The 14,694-nt window shown below is 66.5% G+C and carries 13 protein-coding genes; 4 read left to right on the forward strand and 9 right to left on the reverse strand.

What is annotated here, in order from left to right:
• Positions 1-118: 118 nt before the first annotated feature.
• Positions 119-610: a hypothetical protein gene (locus A5766_RS23055; protein WP_141630825.1), complete on the forward strand. Its 492-nt coding sequence runs from the start codon at positions 119-121 to the stop codon at positions 608-610.
• Positions 611-648: 38 nt separating this feature from the next.
• Here A5766_RS23055 and A5766_RS23060 read toward each other — a convergent pair whose 3' ends face one another.
• From A5766_RS23060 to rimP, 7 genes are all read right to left on the reverse strand, one after another.
• Entirely contained in the window at positions 649-2,034 is a 1,386-nt protein-coding gene (locus A5766_RS23060) for an MATE family efflux transporter (RefSeq protein ID WP_051993773.1), read from the reverse strand.
• A complete protein-coding gene (locus A5766_RS23065) occupies positions 2,031-2,990 on the reverse strand; it encodes a DHH family phosphoesterase (RefSeq protein ID WP_005204453.1) in 960 nt (319 codons plus the stop codon). The genes A5766_RS23060 and A5766_RS23065 overlap by 4 nt, the downstream gene beginning before the upstream one ends.
• Complete coding sequence (rbfA, locus tag A5766_RS23070; RefSeq protein WP_064866821.1) at positions 2,987-3,445, reverse strand: 30S ribosome-binding factor RbfA; 459 nt, start codon at positions 3,443-3,445, stop codon at positions 2,987-2,989. Before rbfA ends, A5766_RS23065 begins: the two co-directional genes overlap by 4 nt.
• Before the next feature lie 119 nt (positions 3,446-3,564).
• The gene (infB, locus tag A5766_RS23075) at positions 3,565-6,378 is read right to left on the reverse strand and encodes a translation initiation factor IF-2 (RefSeq protein WP_039855059.1); all 2,814 of its coding nucleotides are present in this window, start codon (positions 6,376-6,378) and stop codon (positions 3,565-3,567) included.
• A gap of 79 nt (positions 6,379-6,457) precedes the next feature.
• On the reverse strand, positions 6,458-6,889 hold the full coding sequence (locus A5766_RS24190) for a YlxR family protein (RefSeq protein ID WP_312029785.1): 432 nt from the start codon (positions 6,887-6,889) through the stop codon (positions 6,458-6,460).
• Positions 6,890-6,935: 46 nt separating this feature from the next.
• Positions 6,936-7,976 (reverse strand): transcription termination factor NusA, encoded by a 1,041-nt coding sequence (gene nusA, locus A5766_RS23085; RefSeq protein ID WP_005204444.1) that lies wholly within the window; start codon positions 7,974-7,976, stop codon positions 6,936-6,938.
• A gap of 69 nt (positions 7,977-8,045) precedes the next feature.
• The gene (gene rimP, locus A5766_RS23090; RefSeq protein WP_005204442.1) at positions 8,046-8,591 is read right to left on the reverse strand and encodes a ribosome maturation factor RimP; all 546 of its coding nucleotides are present in this window, start codon (positions 8,589-8,591) and stop codon (positions 8,046-8,048) included.
• A gap of 259 nt (positions 8,592-8,850) precedes the next feature.
• Here rimP and A5766_RS23095 point away from each other — a divergent pair, with 259 nt between their 5' ends.
• Positions 8,851-9,417, forward strand: coding sequence for a hypothetical protein (locus A5766_RS23095; RefSeq protein ID WP_051993769.1), 567 nt, complete (start codon positions 8,851-8,853; stop codon positions 9,415-9,417).
• Positions 9,414-9,848, forward strand: coding sequence for a ferritin-like domain-containing protein (locus A5766_RS23100; protein WP_005204438.1), 435 nt, complete (start codon positions 9,414-9,416; stop codon positions 9,846-9,848). Before A5766_RS23095 ends, A5766_RS23100 begins: the two co-directional genes overlap by 4 nt.
• 62 nt (positions 9,849-9,910) lie before the next feature.
• Here A5766_RS23100 and A5766_RS23105 read toward each other — a convergent pair whose 3' ends face one another.
• On the reverse strand, positions 9,911-11,641 hold the full coding sequence (locus tag A5766_RS23105; protein WP_064906609.1) for a proline--tRNA ligase: 1,731 nt from the start codon (positions 11,639-11,641) through the stop codon (positions 9,911-9,913).
• An 83-nt stretch (positions 11,642-11,724) separates the two neighbouring features.
• Between A5766_RS23105 and yaaA the strand changes: the two genes are divergently transcribed.
• The gene (gene yaaA / locus A5766_RS23110; RefSeq protein ID WP_039855077.1) at positions 11,725-12,465 is read left to right on the forward strand and encodes a peroxide stress protein YaaA; all 741 of its coding nucleotides are present in this window, start codon (positions 11,725-11,727) and stop codon (positions 12,463-12,465) included.
• 472 nt (positions 12,466-12,937) lie between these two features.
• Here the strand turns inward: yaaA and A5766_RS23115 are convergent, their stop codons facing one another.
• Positions 12,938-14,485, reverse strand: coding sequence for an MFS transporter (locus tag A5766_RS23115; protein WP_005204433.1), 1,548 nt, complete (start codon positions 14,483-14,485; stop codon positions 12,938-12,940).
• Positions 14,486-14,694 lie beyond the last annotated feature (209 nt).

Below are 14,694 nucleotides of genomic sequence, written 5' to 3' on the forward strand. Positions count from 1 at the left end.
GGCACAAGCCCTGGTCAGCGCAGCGATCGGCGGATTCTTCTTTGTTGTGAGCTGCGCGCTCCAAATCGCTCTGAGTGAGTTCGGGTTGCACGATTGGTGGAGATTCAGCGTCTGGACGTTGGCAGCCCTGCTATACATGGGCGTCCTCGCCGTGTGGGCCCGATCCACTCCGCAACGAATCCTCGGTCCCGGCGCCGCCTTGGTGCTCCTGGGATTGCAACGTGTACTCGACGCACTGTGGGCTATCTCCGGCCCACGCCTCTACTCGGGCTGGACCTACGCCGAATTCGAATGGTGGTACAGCGCCAATAACGGACTCGTCATTCTTGGCGTCGTGGTGGGGTGGTCACTCGCACGCAGAAGAACTGCCTTCGCGTTGATCGGCATCATCCCGGCGCTCGCGCTCAGCGCGGCGGGGGGATGGATCGAGCAGGCAATCCACTATCCGAAGTCGTACATAACTGCGTCGCTTCTCGACGGCGTCGTATTCATAGGCTTTTGTGTGCTCGGCATCCTCAGTGTGTGGGCCTGCGACGGAATCGGCCTGGCCATCCGACGCGGACGCACTCAGAGCAGACCGCGACCTGCGTACCCACAGCCCGGCTACTGAGTGGACGCCGCGCGAGCCGTCGACATTGGTGCCGTCGATCAACCGCGCTCGTGTCCGACCCGCTGCCACCGGCCTGACCGAATCCGCCACACGACGGTCAGCATGCGAATCACCATGAACACCACAAGGCCCGTCCAGATGCCGGCCAATCCCCAGTCGAACGCCAGGGACAGCCAGATCAGCGGTAAGAATCCGACGAGCGCGGCCACCAACGTCGCAGACCGTAAGTATGCGGCGTCGCCGCTGCCCAGGAGCACACCGTCGAGCGCGAATACGACTCCCGCAATCGGCAGCATGGCGACGAAGAACCACCAGGGCGTGCTGATCGCGTCGAGCACCCTGGCATCGCTCGTGAACAGTCTCGGCAGCACGCCGGCGCCGATGGCGAAGACCCCTGCCATTGCCGACGCAGCCACCACCGACACGACAGTCACCCTGCGAGCCACGTTCTGGGCCGCTGTGACCGCACCCGCCCCGAGCGCGGCACCGACCAACGCTTGAGCCGCGATGGCCACCGAGTCCAGGAACAGTGACATGAACTCCCACAGTTGAAGTGTCAGCTGATGAGCAGCAACGGCGGCCACCCCGAAGCGGGCCGCGACGGCAGCCGCCGACAGAAAGCACACCTGGAACGAGAGGCTGCGCGCCACGAGGTCGCGCGCCATCACGAGTTGGGCTCGGATCACCGCCCACCGAGGACGCAACGCGCGGCGCCCACCATCGGGGAGCACTTCGCGCAGGAGTCGCGTCGCGAACAATAGACCGGTGATCGATTGTCCGACGACGTTGGCAATTGCGCTGCCCTGCAAGCCGAGCCGCGGGAAGAACCACAGCCCGTGGACCAGCCCCACCAACAGCACTGCCCCGACCGACAATCCGACCACGACGTACACGACCGGTCGTCGGGTCTCCTGGACACCACGCATCCAGCCGTTGCCCGCCATCGACACGAGAATGAGTGGCACGCCGAAGCATGCGATTCGCAACCACGAAGTTGCTTCCGCCGCAACGTGACTCGCATCCGGACCTGACGTGCCGACCATGAGTCGCATCACCCACGGTGCCAGCGGATAGATCACGGCGACGATCACACCACCGACGCCGAGCGCGATCCACGTCGCCTGCACGCCCTCTCCCACCGCGCCCGCGCGGTCGCCCGCACCGAAGCGTCGAGCCGAACGCGCGGTTGTCCCGTACGAGAGAAAGGTGAGCTGGGTACTGATCACCGAGAGCACCAGAGCACCGACGCCGAGCGCGGCCAATTCGTCGCCGCCGAGGCGCCCGACAACGGCGAGGTCGAGGAGGAGATACAGCGGCGGCGCGGTCAGCACCGCAAGAGCCGACACCGACAACACCGCGATGCGGCGTATCCCCGTGTCCGGGGCGATCGCCTGGGCGTCGGCCTGTCGGGCGGGCTCGGTCAGAGCAACCCCACCAGCCGGTCGACGACCTCCTGGGCACTCCCGATATCGCTGTACCCGGAGGCGTGTCGATGACCGCCGCCGCCGAGTGCGCGCGCGATCGGAACCAGATCGACCGATGCCTTCGACCGCAACGAGACCGTCCAACTCGCCGGTTCGATCTCCTTGAACACCGCCGCGATCTCGGCGCCTGCCGTGGTTCGCACGATGTCGATGATGCTTTCGGACTCTTCCCAGCTCATGCCGACCATCGCGTCGTGATCGACGACGGCGTAGACGAGTCCCGCACCGTCGGCTGCTTTCGGGATGAATGTCGCCGACGCCAGAACCCCGGCCACCATCGACAGCCACGAGAAGGGATGGGTGTCGAACAGCGCCCGACTCCACCGTCGACCGTCGACTCCGCTGTCGAGTAGTCGCGCCGCGACCCGAAACGAGTCGGGGCGCGCCCATTTGAACGATCCGGTATCTGTCGCGAGACCCGCGTACAGACACGTCGCGATGTCGGCGTTCAGCGGAACGTCGAGTTCGTCGATGAGTCGCAGGACGAGTACGGCGGTGCAGTCGGCGTCGGGGTCGACAAAGTCGAGGTCACCGAAACCCCCGTTGGACATGTGATGGTCGACGACGACCGACGTGACCGCGCCCTCGAAGACCGCGGCCAAATCGCCGAGCCGATCAGGTCCGGCGGCGTCGACCGACACGGTCACGTCGTGCCCCTTGAGTGCGTCCGGTTCGACGAGTAGCCCCCGCACCCCTGGCAGGTCACGAAGGGCCACGGGCAGGCTCTCGGGACCGGGATAGGAGACCTCGACGTCGAGGCCTCGTGTCGTCAACGCGAGTCCCAGCGCGAGTCCGCTACCGATGGTGTCGGCGTCGGGTCGGACGTGGCAGAGGATTGTCACCGCCGATGCCCCGCCGAGGACATCTGCGATCGCCGCAGGGGAGGCAGTGGTCACTCGCGTGAACCGTCCTCGCCGTCTTCGTCCTTGCTTCGATACGGGTCTGCGTCACCGGCAGGTTGCGCTTGTTTCGCCTGGCGCGCGACGAGTTCGTCATTGGCGCGTGCGCGCGCCACGAGTTCTTCCATGTGGCGCGCGGCGTCGGGAACGGTGTCGAGGACAAAACTCAATGTCGGGGTGAAGCGCACGCCTGTTCCGGCGCCGACCTTCGAGCGGAGAATCCCGGTCGCCTTGGCGAGTCCCGCGGCAGCGGCCTCGTAGTCGGGTTCGGCATCGATCGATTCGCCCATGACGGTGTAGAAGACCGTCGCGTCGTGCAGGTCGTTGGTCACCTTGGTATCGGTGATCGTGACGTGGGCCAGCCGCGGGTCCTTGATGTCGTGGGCGATCGACGACGCCACGATCGACGAGATCCGCTTGGCCATTCGCTGTGCCCGTGCCGGGTCAGCCATGGGGTGTCCTTCCTCCAGAATCGAAGCACTGTGAGTGAGGAACGTACTCCCCTTCCGGGGCCGTCGGGCACCAAGTGCCCTCAGACCCCGGAAGGGGAGCGTGTTCGACGATCCGCGCGTCAGTCGCGCGGCTTCTCCTGCAACTCGTAGCTCTCGATGACGTCGTCGACCTTGATGTCGCTGTACGTCAGCGTGAGACCACATTCGTAGCCTTCGCGAACCTCGGTGACGTCGTCCTTCTCGCGTCGCAGCGACGAGATCGTGAGATTCTCGGCAACCACGACGTTGTCGCGAAGCAGACGAGCCTTGGCGTTACGGCGGATGAGACCGGACTGCACCAGGCAACCGGCGATGTTGCCGACCTTCGAGCTCTTGAAGATGGCGCGGATCTCGGCGCGGCCGAGCTCCACCTCTTCGTAGATCGGCTTGAGCATGCCCTTGAGCGCGCTCTCGATCTCGTCGATGGCCTGGTAGATCACCGAGTAGTACCGGATGTCGACGCCCTCGCGGTTGGCGAGCTCTGTGGCCTTGCCCTCCGCACGGACGTTGAAGCCGATGATGATCGCATCCGACGCCGCAGCGAGGTTGACGTTGGTCTCCGTCACGCCACCGACACCACGGTCGATGACGCGCAGCGACACCTCGTCGCCCATGTCGATACCGAGCAGCGCCTCTTCGAGCGCCTCGACGGTACCTGCGTTGTCGCCCTTGAGGATCAGGTTCAGCTGGCTGGTTTCCTTCAGCGCCGAATCGAGGTCCTCGAGGCTGATCCGCTTGCGGCTACGTGCGGCCAGCGCGTTGCGCTTGCGCGCGTTGCGCCGGTCGGCGATCTGCCGGGCGGTGCGATCTTCTTCGACGACGAGCAGGTTGTCACCTGCACCCGGCACCGACGTGAAGCCGATGACCTGGACGGGTCGCGAAGGCAGGGCCTCGTTGACGTCGTCGCCGTGCTCGTCGACCATGCGTCGCACACGACCGTAGGCGTCGCCTGCCACCACGGAGTCGCCGACACGCAGCGTTCCGCGCTGAACCAGCACGGTCGCCACAGGTCCGCGACCACGATCGAGGTGCGCTTCGATGGCGACACCCTGAGCGTCCATGTCGGGGTTGGCACGCAGATCGAGCGACGCGTCGGCGGTCAGCAGCACAGCTTCAAGCAACTGCTCGATGTTGGTGCCCTGCTTGGCCGAGATGTCGACGAACATCGTGTCGCCGCCGTACTCCTCGGGGATCAGCCCGTACTCGGTGAGCTGGCCGCGGATCTTCGACGGATCGGCGCCTTCCTTGTCGATCTTGTTGACCGCGACCACGATCGGCACGTCTGCTGCCTGCGCGTGGTTCACGGCCTCCACCGTCTGCGGCATGACGCCGTCGTCGGCGGCGACCACGAGGATCGCGATGTCGGTCGACTTGGCACCGCGGGCACGCATGGCGGTGAACGCCTCGTGACCAGGGGTGTCGATGAACGTGATCAGTCGATCGTCGCCGTTGAGGTGCGTGTTCACCTGGTAGGCACCGATGTGCTGGGTGATGCCACCGGCCTCGCCCTCGCGCACATTCTCCTTACGGATGGTGTCGAGCAGGCGGGTCTTGCCGTGGTCGACGTGACCCATGACGGTGACCACCGGCGGACGCTGTTCGAGATCCTCTTCGCCGCCCTCGTCCTCACCGTAGGAGAGATCGAAGCTCTCGAGGAGTTCGCGATCTTCGTCCTCCGGGCTGACTACCTGGACGTTGTAGTTCATCTCGGAGCCGAGCAGCTCCAGCGTCTCGTCGTTGACCGACTCGGTCGCCGTGACCATCTCGCCGAGGTTGAACAGCGCCTGGACCAGCGATGCCGGGTTGGCGTCGATCTTGTCGGCGAAGTCGGACAGCGAAGCGCCGCGGGCGAGACGAATGGTCTCACCGTTGCCGCGTGGCAGCCTGACGCCACCGACGGCCGGAGCCTGCATCGAGTCGTATTCTTGCCGCTTCTGACGCTTGGACTTGCGTCCCTTACGGGGTGCACCACCCGGACGTCCGAACGCACCGGCTGCGCCGCCACGACCGCGACCGCCGCCACCGGGACGTCCGCGGAAACCTCCGGGAGGACCTCCCGGTGCTCCGCCTGGCGCGCCTCCGCCGCCACCGCGATAGCCTCCGCCACCGCCGCCACTGCGACCGCCTGGTCCACCGCCGCGGCCCGGTCGGCCCGCGTCGGGACGTGCTGCACGACTGGGCATGGCACCCGGGTTGGGCCGAGGGGGCATGTTGCCCGGATTCGGGCGAGGTCCGCCCTGACCCGGTGCGGGACGTGCGCCTGCACTGCCGGGACCGGGACGCCCTGCACCCTGGCCGGGTCGGCCCTGCGTGGGACGCCCACCACCGGGGCGGGGTCCGCCCTGGCCGGGTCCGGGACGTGGTGCCGCCGGACGCGGAGCTGGTGCGGGTGCAGACGAATACGGATTGTTTCCGACGCGAGGCGCACGCGGTCCGGGCTTTGGCCCGGGACGTGGACTCGTCGGCGCAGGTGCGGAAGCCTGAGCTGCCGCGGGCGTCGACTTCTGTGCCGGCGCCGGAGTGGGCGCAGCAGGTGCCGGGGTGGCTGCAGGCGCAGGAGCCGGTGCCGACTGCGCGGCAGCAGGCGTCGGTGCGGGTGCAGGTTTCGGAGCCGCCGGCTTGGGGCCGGGGCGAGCTGCGCCGGGCTTGGGCGCAGCAGAGTTGTCACGAGCCGCGGCACCAGGCTTGGGTGCTGCCGACTTCGTGGAGTCGTTCTTGGCTGCTCCCCCGTTATCTGCGGGGAAGGATTCGCGAAGTCGGCGGGCCACGGGGGCCTCAACGGTCGACGACGCGGATTTGACGAACTCGCCCTGTTCTTTGAGACGTTCGAGCACTTGCTTGCTCGTTACGCCAAGTTCCTTGGCCAGTTCATGCACGCGGGCTTTGCCTGCCACTGCTCTCCTCACTTGGAGGCCGAGCGGCTTGCCCGCCACGGCCTCGGATTACGTCCGATACGTGCTCATCGTGGTGACTTCACGGTGTGCTCATGTCTTCTGCTACCTGTTCTGGCCCGTTAGGGCCGCTCTCGTCCGTGCCATCTCCCGAGCGGGTGAACAGCACTTCTTTGAGGTCGGACTGGTCTACGACCAGTCCCGGACTCCTCAGCGCCCGGGCAAACGCGTTGCGTCGAACCGCGGCGGACACACAGTCCGCCACCGGATGCAGCCACGCACCTCGCCCAGGCATGGTCTTCGCGATGTCGACAACGATCCTCGGGCCGCTCGCACCTGTAGGGGCGACGACACGGACCAGCTCTGCGATACCGGCTCGCTGCCGACATCCCAGACACATACGGATCGGACCTTGCGGAGAATGACTCTGCGAAGAATCGTTCCGCCGACCGGACCGGTCACCACCATCGGAAGTAACTCCACAGGGGGCGGCCGGCCGCATTCGCGTGACCATCGATCAGTCTAGCGCGCCGAGTACCGAACTGGACAACCGGACCTCATCACGCCCGTCCGGCTCCCGGCCCGCCCGACTGGCCGGCGGGTGCGCTGGGAGCGTCGTCGGCGTCGGAGCGGATGTCGATTCGCCACCCCGTCAGACGAGCGGCCAGTCGTGCGTTCTGACCTTCCTTACCGATCGCGAGCGAGAGCTGATAGTCGGGTACGACGACGCGCGCTGCCTTCTGTGCCGCGTCGACCACCTCCACCGAGACGACCTTCGCAGGCGACAGTGCGTTCCCGACGAACACAGCGGGATCGGTGTCGTAGTCGATGATGTCGATCTTCTCGCCGGACAACTCACTCATCACGTTGCGTACGCGCTGACCCATCGGTCCGATGCACGCGCCCTTGGCGTTGAGTCCGCTGACACCGGTGTGCACGGCGATCTTGGAGCGGTGGCCCGCCTCACGCGCGACTGCGACGATCTCGACCGAGCCGTCCTCGATCTCGGGTACCTCGAGTGCGAAGAGCTTGCGCACCAGGTTCGGATGGGTACGCGACAGCGTGATCTGTGGTCCACGCGGACCACGCGAGACGCCGACGACGTAGCACTTGATGCGGTCGCCGTGTTTGTAGCTCTCGCCGGGCACCTGCTCGGCGGGCGGGATGATTCCCTCCGCGCTGTTGGCGTCGCTACCGATCTGCACGACGATCATGCCGCGTGCGTTGGCGCGGGCGTCCTGTTGCACAACGCCACCAACGATCTCGCCCTCGTGGGTGACGAAATCGCCGAAGTTCTTCTCGTTCTCCGCGTCACGCAGACGCTGCAGGATGACCTGACGGGCGGTGGTGGCCGCGATACGGCCGAAACCCTCGGGGGTGTCGTCGTATTCGTGGACGACGGTGCCGTCCTCGTCGACCTCCTGCGCCATCACCCTGACCGCCCCGCTCTTGCGATTGACGTCGATGCGCGCGTGCGGCGCGAATCCGTCGGTGTGGCGGTATGCGGTGAGCAATGCGGTTTCGATGGCGGTGATGACCGTGTCGATCGAGATTCCCTTGTCGGCCTCGATCATGCGCAGTGCATTGATGTCGATGTTCATGGGGCGCTCCTATTCACTTGTCGGCTGCTATGGAATTTTCGGCTGTTGGTTGAGTTCTATGGTCGGTCGCTACGAGTTGACGGTGTCGCGACGTTGCGCGATCTGCGCGTCGTCGAGGCCGCACAATCGCAGCTCGGCGACTCCCGGCCGCGAGAAGTCGACGTCGACCACAGCACGTGTGACGGCGTCGAGTTCGACGGTGCGGACTCGGAAACGGCCGCGGTCGTTGCTCACGATGTCGACCTGGCCGTCGTGGAGCGGTCCGACCCTGCCTGCGACACGGGTCGGACCGTCGTCGCCGGCGAGATCGATGAGCACCTTGCGTCCGGTGGCACGACGCCACTGCCGTTCGGTGGTGAGCGGCCTGTCGACGCCGGGTGAGGTGACCTCGAGTGTGTCGATGTCGGCGTAGGCGGGATCGGCGTCGAGCGCGTCGGACAGCTCGCGACTGAGGTCGGCGAGCTCGTCGAGCGAACCTCCCCCATCCCGATCGACGGTCACGACGACCGCGTCGCCGTCTGCACCGTTGGTGATCACGACGTCTTCGACGTCGAATCCGCGGTCGGCGACAAAGGTGTCGACGAGCGTGCGGAGTTGTCGCGTATCGATGCTCATTGCTCTCCTCACTCCTCGTCTTCGCTTGCCGCGCAGTGCTTTCAGTTGCGGTCTTCAGGTGCGTTCATTGTCGTCGGTCAGCTGTCGCGGCAATTGGTCTGCCGCATGCGACGGCACCCTATTCTAGTCGATCCGCGACCCGCTCCCGACCACCTTGCGACCGGTCCCGGACCCGGCAGGCTACTGGCGATCACCGGGCAGACCGTCGGACCTCCTGTGGTCCGTGCGGCCCGCACCACGGGTGTGCCGGACTGGCATCATGTGTCGGGTGAAGCCAGCAGCCCCCGATGTACTCGACGCCGTGAATCGTCGCACCGTCTTACGAGGCAGCCTCGCGATCGGCGCCGGAGCACTCGTGATCGGCGCGTCGAGCGCGTGTGACAGCGGCCCGACGCCGAATGAGATCACCGCCACCGCCCTGCTCCCCCTGGCCAAGGCTGCCCGCTCCGACGCTGCGGCAGCTCGTTCGCTCGCACCACGTCTTCCGACTTACAGCGCAGCGCTCGGAGTGATCGCCGACCAGCGTGACGCCCACGCGACCGCGCTATCGCAGGAGGTCCAACGCCTCGACTCCGACACCGCGAGCCAGTTGTCTGCAGCGCCGTCGGCCTCCGCGACGCCCGGCTCCACCGGTGCGGGGGCGTCCGAGACGTCCACACCGGGGTCGTCGTCGACAGCGGGAACGCTCGACGAGCTGTGCTCGTCGCTCCGTGCGTCGACGCGTGCAGCACACGACGCCGCGATCTCACTGAAGGGCTACTCGGCAGGGCTGGCCGGGTCGGTCAGCGCCTCGGTCGCCACACTCGTGGAGGTGCAGCTCGCATGACCGCAACAACCGACGCTTTGGCCACGGCGACGCAGGCCGAGAATGCCGCGATCTTCACGTACGGGGTCACGACAGCTTTTGTCTCCGCGACTCGACGCGGCACTGTCGCCGACTACATCGCCGCCCACCGCGCGGCACGCGACGCACTCAACGCTGCCATCACGGCGGCAGGCGCGACTCCACCCGATATGGCCGCCGGGTACACGCTGCCCGTGCAGGTCACTGACCCGACGAGTGCTGCCCGTGCCGCGCTGGCGGCCGAGAATGACTGCGCCACGGCATATCGCTCGACGCTCGAGCGCGCCGACTCCGAATCGGCGCGCCGCCTGGCCGTCGACCAGCTCACCGACTGCGCGCAGCGCGCGGCCACCTGGCGTGCAGCATTGCGCGAGAGTCCGGTGACCGTCCCATTCCCGGGACAGCCGCAATAGTCCGGTAGTCCGCGTAGCCCGACAGCCCGGTCAACCCGGGTTGCCGGACCGGCCGCCGGAAGCTACCCGCGCACCGCGGCGACGATCGCCGACACTGCGTTGTCGACCGGTACCTCGGCGCTCTCGCCGGTGAAGCGATCGCGGACCTCGACGACGCCGTTGGCGTAGCCGCGGCCCACCACGACCACGGTGGGCATGCCGAGCAGTTCGGCGTCCTTGAACTTCACGCCGGGCGACGACTTGCGGTCGTCGAGCAGGACGTCGAGGCCCTCGGCGTCGAGTTCCTCGGCCAGCGACGTCGCGCCGCCGATCGCGGCCTCGTCCTTGTTGGCGATCACCAGGTGCACGTCGTAGGGCGCGACCTCTGCGGGCCAGCGCAGCCCCTTGTCGTCGTGCTGCTGTTCAGCAATCACCGCGACAAGCCGCGACACGCCGACACCGTAGGACCCCATGGTGAGGCGGACCGGCTTTCCGCTTTCGCCGAGTACATCCACCTCGAAGGCGTTGGTGTACTTCTGGCCCAGCTGGAAGATGTGACCGATCTCGATGCCCTTCGCGGCCACCAGCGGTCCCTTGCCGTCCGGAGAGAGGTCGCCGTCGAGGATTTCGGCCGCCTCGATGGTCCCGTCCACCGTGAAGTCGCGCCCGGCAACGAGTCCGACGACGTGCCGGTTGGGCTGGTCGGCACCGGTGATCCACGCCGTGCCGTCGACGACGCGCGGATCGACGAGATAGCGGACGCCGTTCTCCTGCAAGGCTTTCGGTCCGATGTAGCCCTTCACCAGGAACGAGTTGGCCGCGAAGTCGGCTTCGGTCAGCAGCTCGACTTCTGCGGGCTCCAACGACGCCTCGAGCCGCTTGACGTCGACCTCCCGGTTGCCCGGCACCCCGATGCCGAGCAACTCCCACTCGCCTCCGGGTTCGCGAACCTTGACCATGACGTTCTTGAGTGTGTCCGCGGCGTCGAACGTCCCGTCGAGGGCGTCGTTGGCCCACGCGACGAGCGTCTCGATGGTGGTGGTGTCAGGGGTCTCGTGAACCTGCGCCTCCGCGAGTCCGTCGAACGGAATCGGTTCGGGTGCAGGCGTGACGACGGCCTCGACGTTGGCCGCATAGCCCGACTCCAGGCAACGCACGAACGTGTCCTCGCCGACCTCGCTCTCGGCGAGGAACTCCTCCGAGGCACTGCCGCCCATCGCGCCGGACGTCGCGGCGACGATGACGTATCGCACCGCGAGGCGCGCGAAGATGCGCTGGTAGGCGTCACGGTGCGCGATGTAGGAGGCCTTGAGTCCGTCGTCGTCGAGGTCGAAAGAGTACGAGTCCTTCATCACGAACTCGCGTCCACGCAGGATGCCTGCGCGCGGACGTTCCTCGTCGCGGTACTTGGTCTGGATCTGATACAGGATGACCGGCAGATCCTTGTACGACGAGTACTCGCTCTTGACCAGCTGCGCGAAGATCTCCTCGTGCGTCGGACCGAGGAGCATGTCGGTGCCCTTGCGGTCCTTCACACGAAAGAGGTTGTAGCCGTACTCGGTCCAGCGGGCAGTCGTCTCGTACGGTTCACGCGGCAACAGCGCGGGCAGCAGGATCTCCTGCGCGCCGATCGAGTTCATCTCCTCGCGCACGATGTTCTCGACCGCCCTGAGAACCCGAAGCCCCAGGGGGAGCCAGCTGTACACGCCCGGCGCGACACGCCGAACATATCCAGCGCGAACAAGCAGCTTGTGGCTGGGAACCTCGGCGTCTGCCGGGTCATCGCGCAGCGTACGCAGGAACAGCGTCGACATCCGTGTGATCACGGTCGATCAGTCTAGTCGGCCACCGCACGCGCTTTTCGGTCCCGTCCACGTGGCCGGATACAGTGTTCGACGTGCTCGTCATCCTCCCGCCCTCGGAAACCAAGTCCGACGGGGGTTCCGGCGCCCCACTCGACCTCGACACACTGTCGTTCACCGAACTCAATCCCGTGCGCAAACAGATCGCCGACGCCGTCGTCGACCTCGCGAGCGATCTCGACGCGAGCGTGAAGGCACTCGGGCTCGGCAAGACACAGCTCGCCGAGGTCGACAGCAACGCCGACCTCTGGCTCTCCCCGACGCGCCCTGCGATCGAGCGCTACACCGGCGTGCTTTACGACGCCCTCGACCACCGATCGCTGACCCGCGCGGGCAAAGCGAAAGCGGCAGACCGCCTCGCGATCGGGTCGGCGCTGTTCGGGGTCATCCGGGCCGGCGATCGGATACCCGCCTACCGCCTCTCGGGTGGATCCACGCTGCCCGGCTTCGGCACGCTCACCTCGGCGTGGAAGCCTGCTCTCTCGAACACGCTCGACGCGGTGGACGATTTCGTCGTCGACCTGCGCTCGGGGATCTACCAGCAGCTGGGGCCCATCTCGGGCGCGGTGACTGCCACGGTGATGACGGAGGCGCCCGACGGGTCCCGAAAAGTGGTGAGCCACTTCAACAAGCACTACAAGGGTCTGATGGCCCGCGAACTGGTACGGACGCGCCGAAACGTCCGCGACATCAACGCCCTCGCCGCCGTGCTGTCCGACGCCGGGCAGTGCGTCGAGATCCCCCGACCCGACGAGATCGTCGTCTTGACCGACTGACGCGCACCCGATGACCTCTGCCGTCCCCGCGCACGAATTTCCCGACGTCGTCTTCTCGCGTTCCGGCGGGCGACCCGATCACCCCGGTCTGGCTCAACGATGTCGGTGGCGTCACCTATCGACTCGGCGACGGTCCGTCCGCCCGCTACCTGAAATGGCAGCCACCGACAGACGAGGTCTCCCTGCGCGCCGAAGCTCACCGACTCTCGTGGGCGGCGCGGTTCGTCGCGTGTCCCACCGTGCTCGACGCCGGATACGACGATAGCGCGGAGTGGATGCTGACGGCCGCAGCGCCGGGGGATTCGGCGGTGTTCACGCCGTGGCTCGAACGTCCCGAAATCAGCGTCGCAGCGCTCGGTCGGGGTCTACGGGCCCGGGTGGGAACGACCGCTCGTCGAGTCGTACGGCGTCGACTTCGACGAGGAGCGGATGAGTTTCTACCAGCGTCTCTGGGACTCCACCTGAGACCGGATCAGTGGTCGTGGGTGTTCTGCGCGATGTCGGAGTCGAGCCCGGCGTCGGCGGCTTCTTGCGCGGCCTGCCCCTCGGCAACCTGCTCCGGCGTGAACCGCATGAACAATACGACGATCGCGGCGATCACCGCGATGCCCGCGCAACAGGCGAACGCCAGTCCGTAGCCGTTGGCCTGCGCGGCGAGTTGCGCCTTGTTCATCGACTCCACGGGCGCGGTGGTGCCGCCGAGCGACAGGGCGCGAGACGTCACGAGCGCTCCGACCGCGACCAACCCGATTGCACCGCCGAGGTTCTGTGCGACCTGCGCGAGCGCGGTGAGCGGCCCGATCTCGTTCGGCCCGACGCCCGCGACAACCGACAGGGTCAGCGGGATGACAGCGAAACCGACACCCACACCGATCACCACGACAGGGATGAGGATGCTCGGGAAGTACGCCGGAGCCTTCGGCGCGATCGACGCCGCGTAGACGCAGCCGGCCAGGATGATCGCTCCACCGCACAGCACCAGCCACCGCGGCTGGACATGCAGCGCGAGCTTCGACGCGATCGCCGCGGCGATACCGAGTCCGAACGCGAACGGCACCACCGCGAGACCACTCTGAACAGGGGTGTACTTCAGGATTCCCTGCAGGTAGAGCGAGATGAAGACCGCCATACACATCATGATCATGCTGGCGAAGAAGATGGCGACCAAAGCGGCGACACGACTGGTGTTGTCGAAGAGAACGAACGGCAGGATCGGGTTACTCGCACGACGCTCGACTATGACGAACGCCACGAGAGCGAGACCACCGAGGATGAACGAGGCGATGACGATCGGACGGCCCCAACCGTTGGGACCCTCGTTCACCGCGAGCACCAGCAGTGAGCATCCCAACGTCGCGAGCACGGCTCCCGGTAGGTCGAGAGAGAGTCGCACGCCCTGGGATTCGCGCAAGACAAAGTAGGCTCCGACCGCGACGAGCAGTCCGATCGGGACGTTGATCAGGAAGACGAGACGCCACGAGAGCTGGGTCAGCACACCACCGAGGATCAGACCCGCGACAGAACCGATACCGGTCATCGCCGCGTAGATCGCGAACGCCTGACTGCGTGGTTTACCGGGCGCGAACGTCGTGGCTACCAGAGCCATCGCGGTCGGCGCAGCGACGGCTGCCGAGGCACCCTGCAGGGCGCGTCCGACGATGAGACTCGTTTCATCCCAGGCCAGGCCACACAGCAGTGAGGTCAGGGTGAAGGCTGCGACGCCGATCACGAACATGCGCTTGCGTCCGAACGTGTCACCGAGTCGGCCACCGAGGAGCATCAACCCGCCGAATGCGAGGACGTAGCTGCTGATAATCCAGTTCGCACCCGACTCCGAGAGTTGCAGCGACTCACGGATCTTCGGCAGCGCCAGCGCGGCGACCGTTCCGTCGAGCACCATCAGCAACTGCATTCCCGACAGCACGAGGATCGCGAGCCCGAACACCGGCCGGTACTGATTGTCGGTGTCCGACGCCCCGGCCGCGAAATCCAGCCGGTGTGCTTGCCCAGGTGACGACATAGGGTTCGACGCTACCGCGCCCCTGCGCGTATGTGCCAATTCTCGTTGGCGGATAGCCGCTGTACGGCGGGTGACAACGCCCACTCGACGGGATGCTGCGCCCACTCGACGGGATGCGACGCCCACTCGACGGGCGGGTTCAAGGGATTGTGGCAACACCTATGGCTGAGTGTGTGAGGTTAGCAGTTCGGTGAAGGCTTCGGTGGGGG

The organism is Gordonia sp. 852002-51296_SCH5728562-b (assembly GCF_001665475.1).
GTDB classification, from domain to species: Bacteria; Actinomycetota; Actinomycetes; order Mycobacteriales; family Mycobacteriaceae; genus Gordonia; species Gordonia sputi.

Bases quoted from the DNA above. Each gene is read 5' to 3' on its own strand.
- rbfA (WP_064866821.1), bottom strand. From the start codon at position 3,445: ATGGCTGACCCGGCACGGGCACAGCGAATGGCCAAGCGGATCTCGTCG.
- A5766_RS24190 (WP_312029785.1), bottom strand. From the start codon at position 6,889: ATGGTCACGCGAATGCGGCCGGCCGCCCCCTGTGGAGTTACTTCCGAT.
- nusA (WP_005204444.1), bottom strand. From the start codon at position 7,976: ATGAACATCGACATCAATGCACTGCGCATGATCGAGGCCGACAAGGGA.
- rimP (WP_005204442.1), bottom strand. From the start codon at position 8,591: ATGAGCATCGATACGCGACAACTCCGCACGCTCGTCGACACCTTTGTC.
- A5766_RS23095 (WP_051993769.1), top strand. From the start codon at position 8,851: ATGTGTCGGGTGAAGCCAGCAGCCCCCGATGTACTCGACGCCGTGAAT.
- A5766_RS23100 (WP_005204438.1), top strand. From the start codon at position 9,414: ATGACCGCAACAACCGACGCTTTGGCCACGGCGACGCAGGCCGAGAAT.
- A5766_RS23105 (WP_064906609.1), bottom strand. From the start codon at position 11,641: ATGTCGACGCTGTTCCTGCGTACGCTGCGCGATGACCCGGCAGACGCC.
- A5766_RS23115 (WP_005204433.1), bottom strand. From the start codon at position 14,485: ATGTCGTCACCTGGGCAAGCACACCGGCTGGATTTCGCGGCCGGGGCG.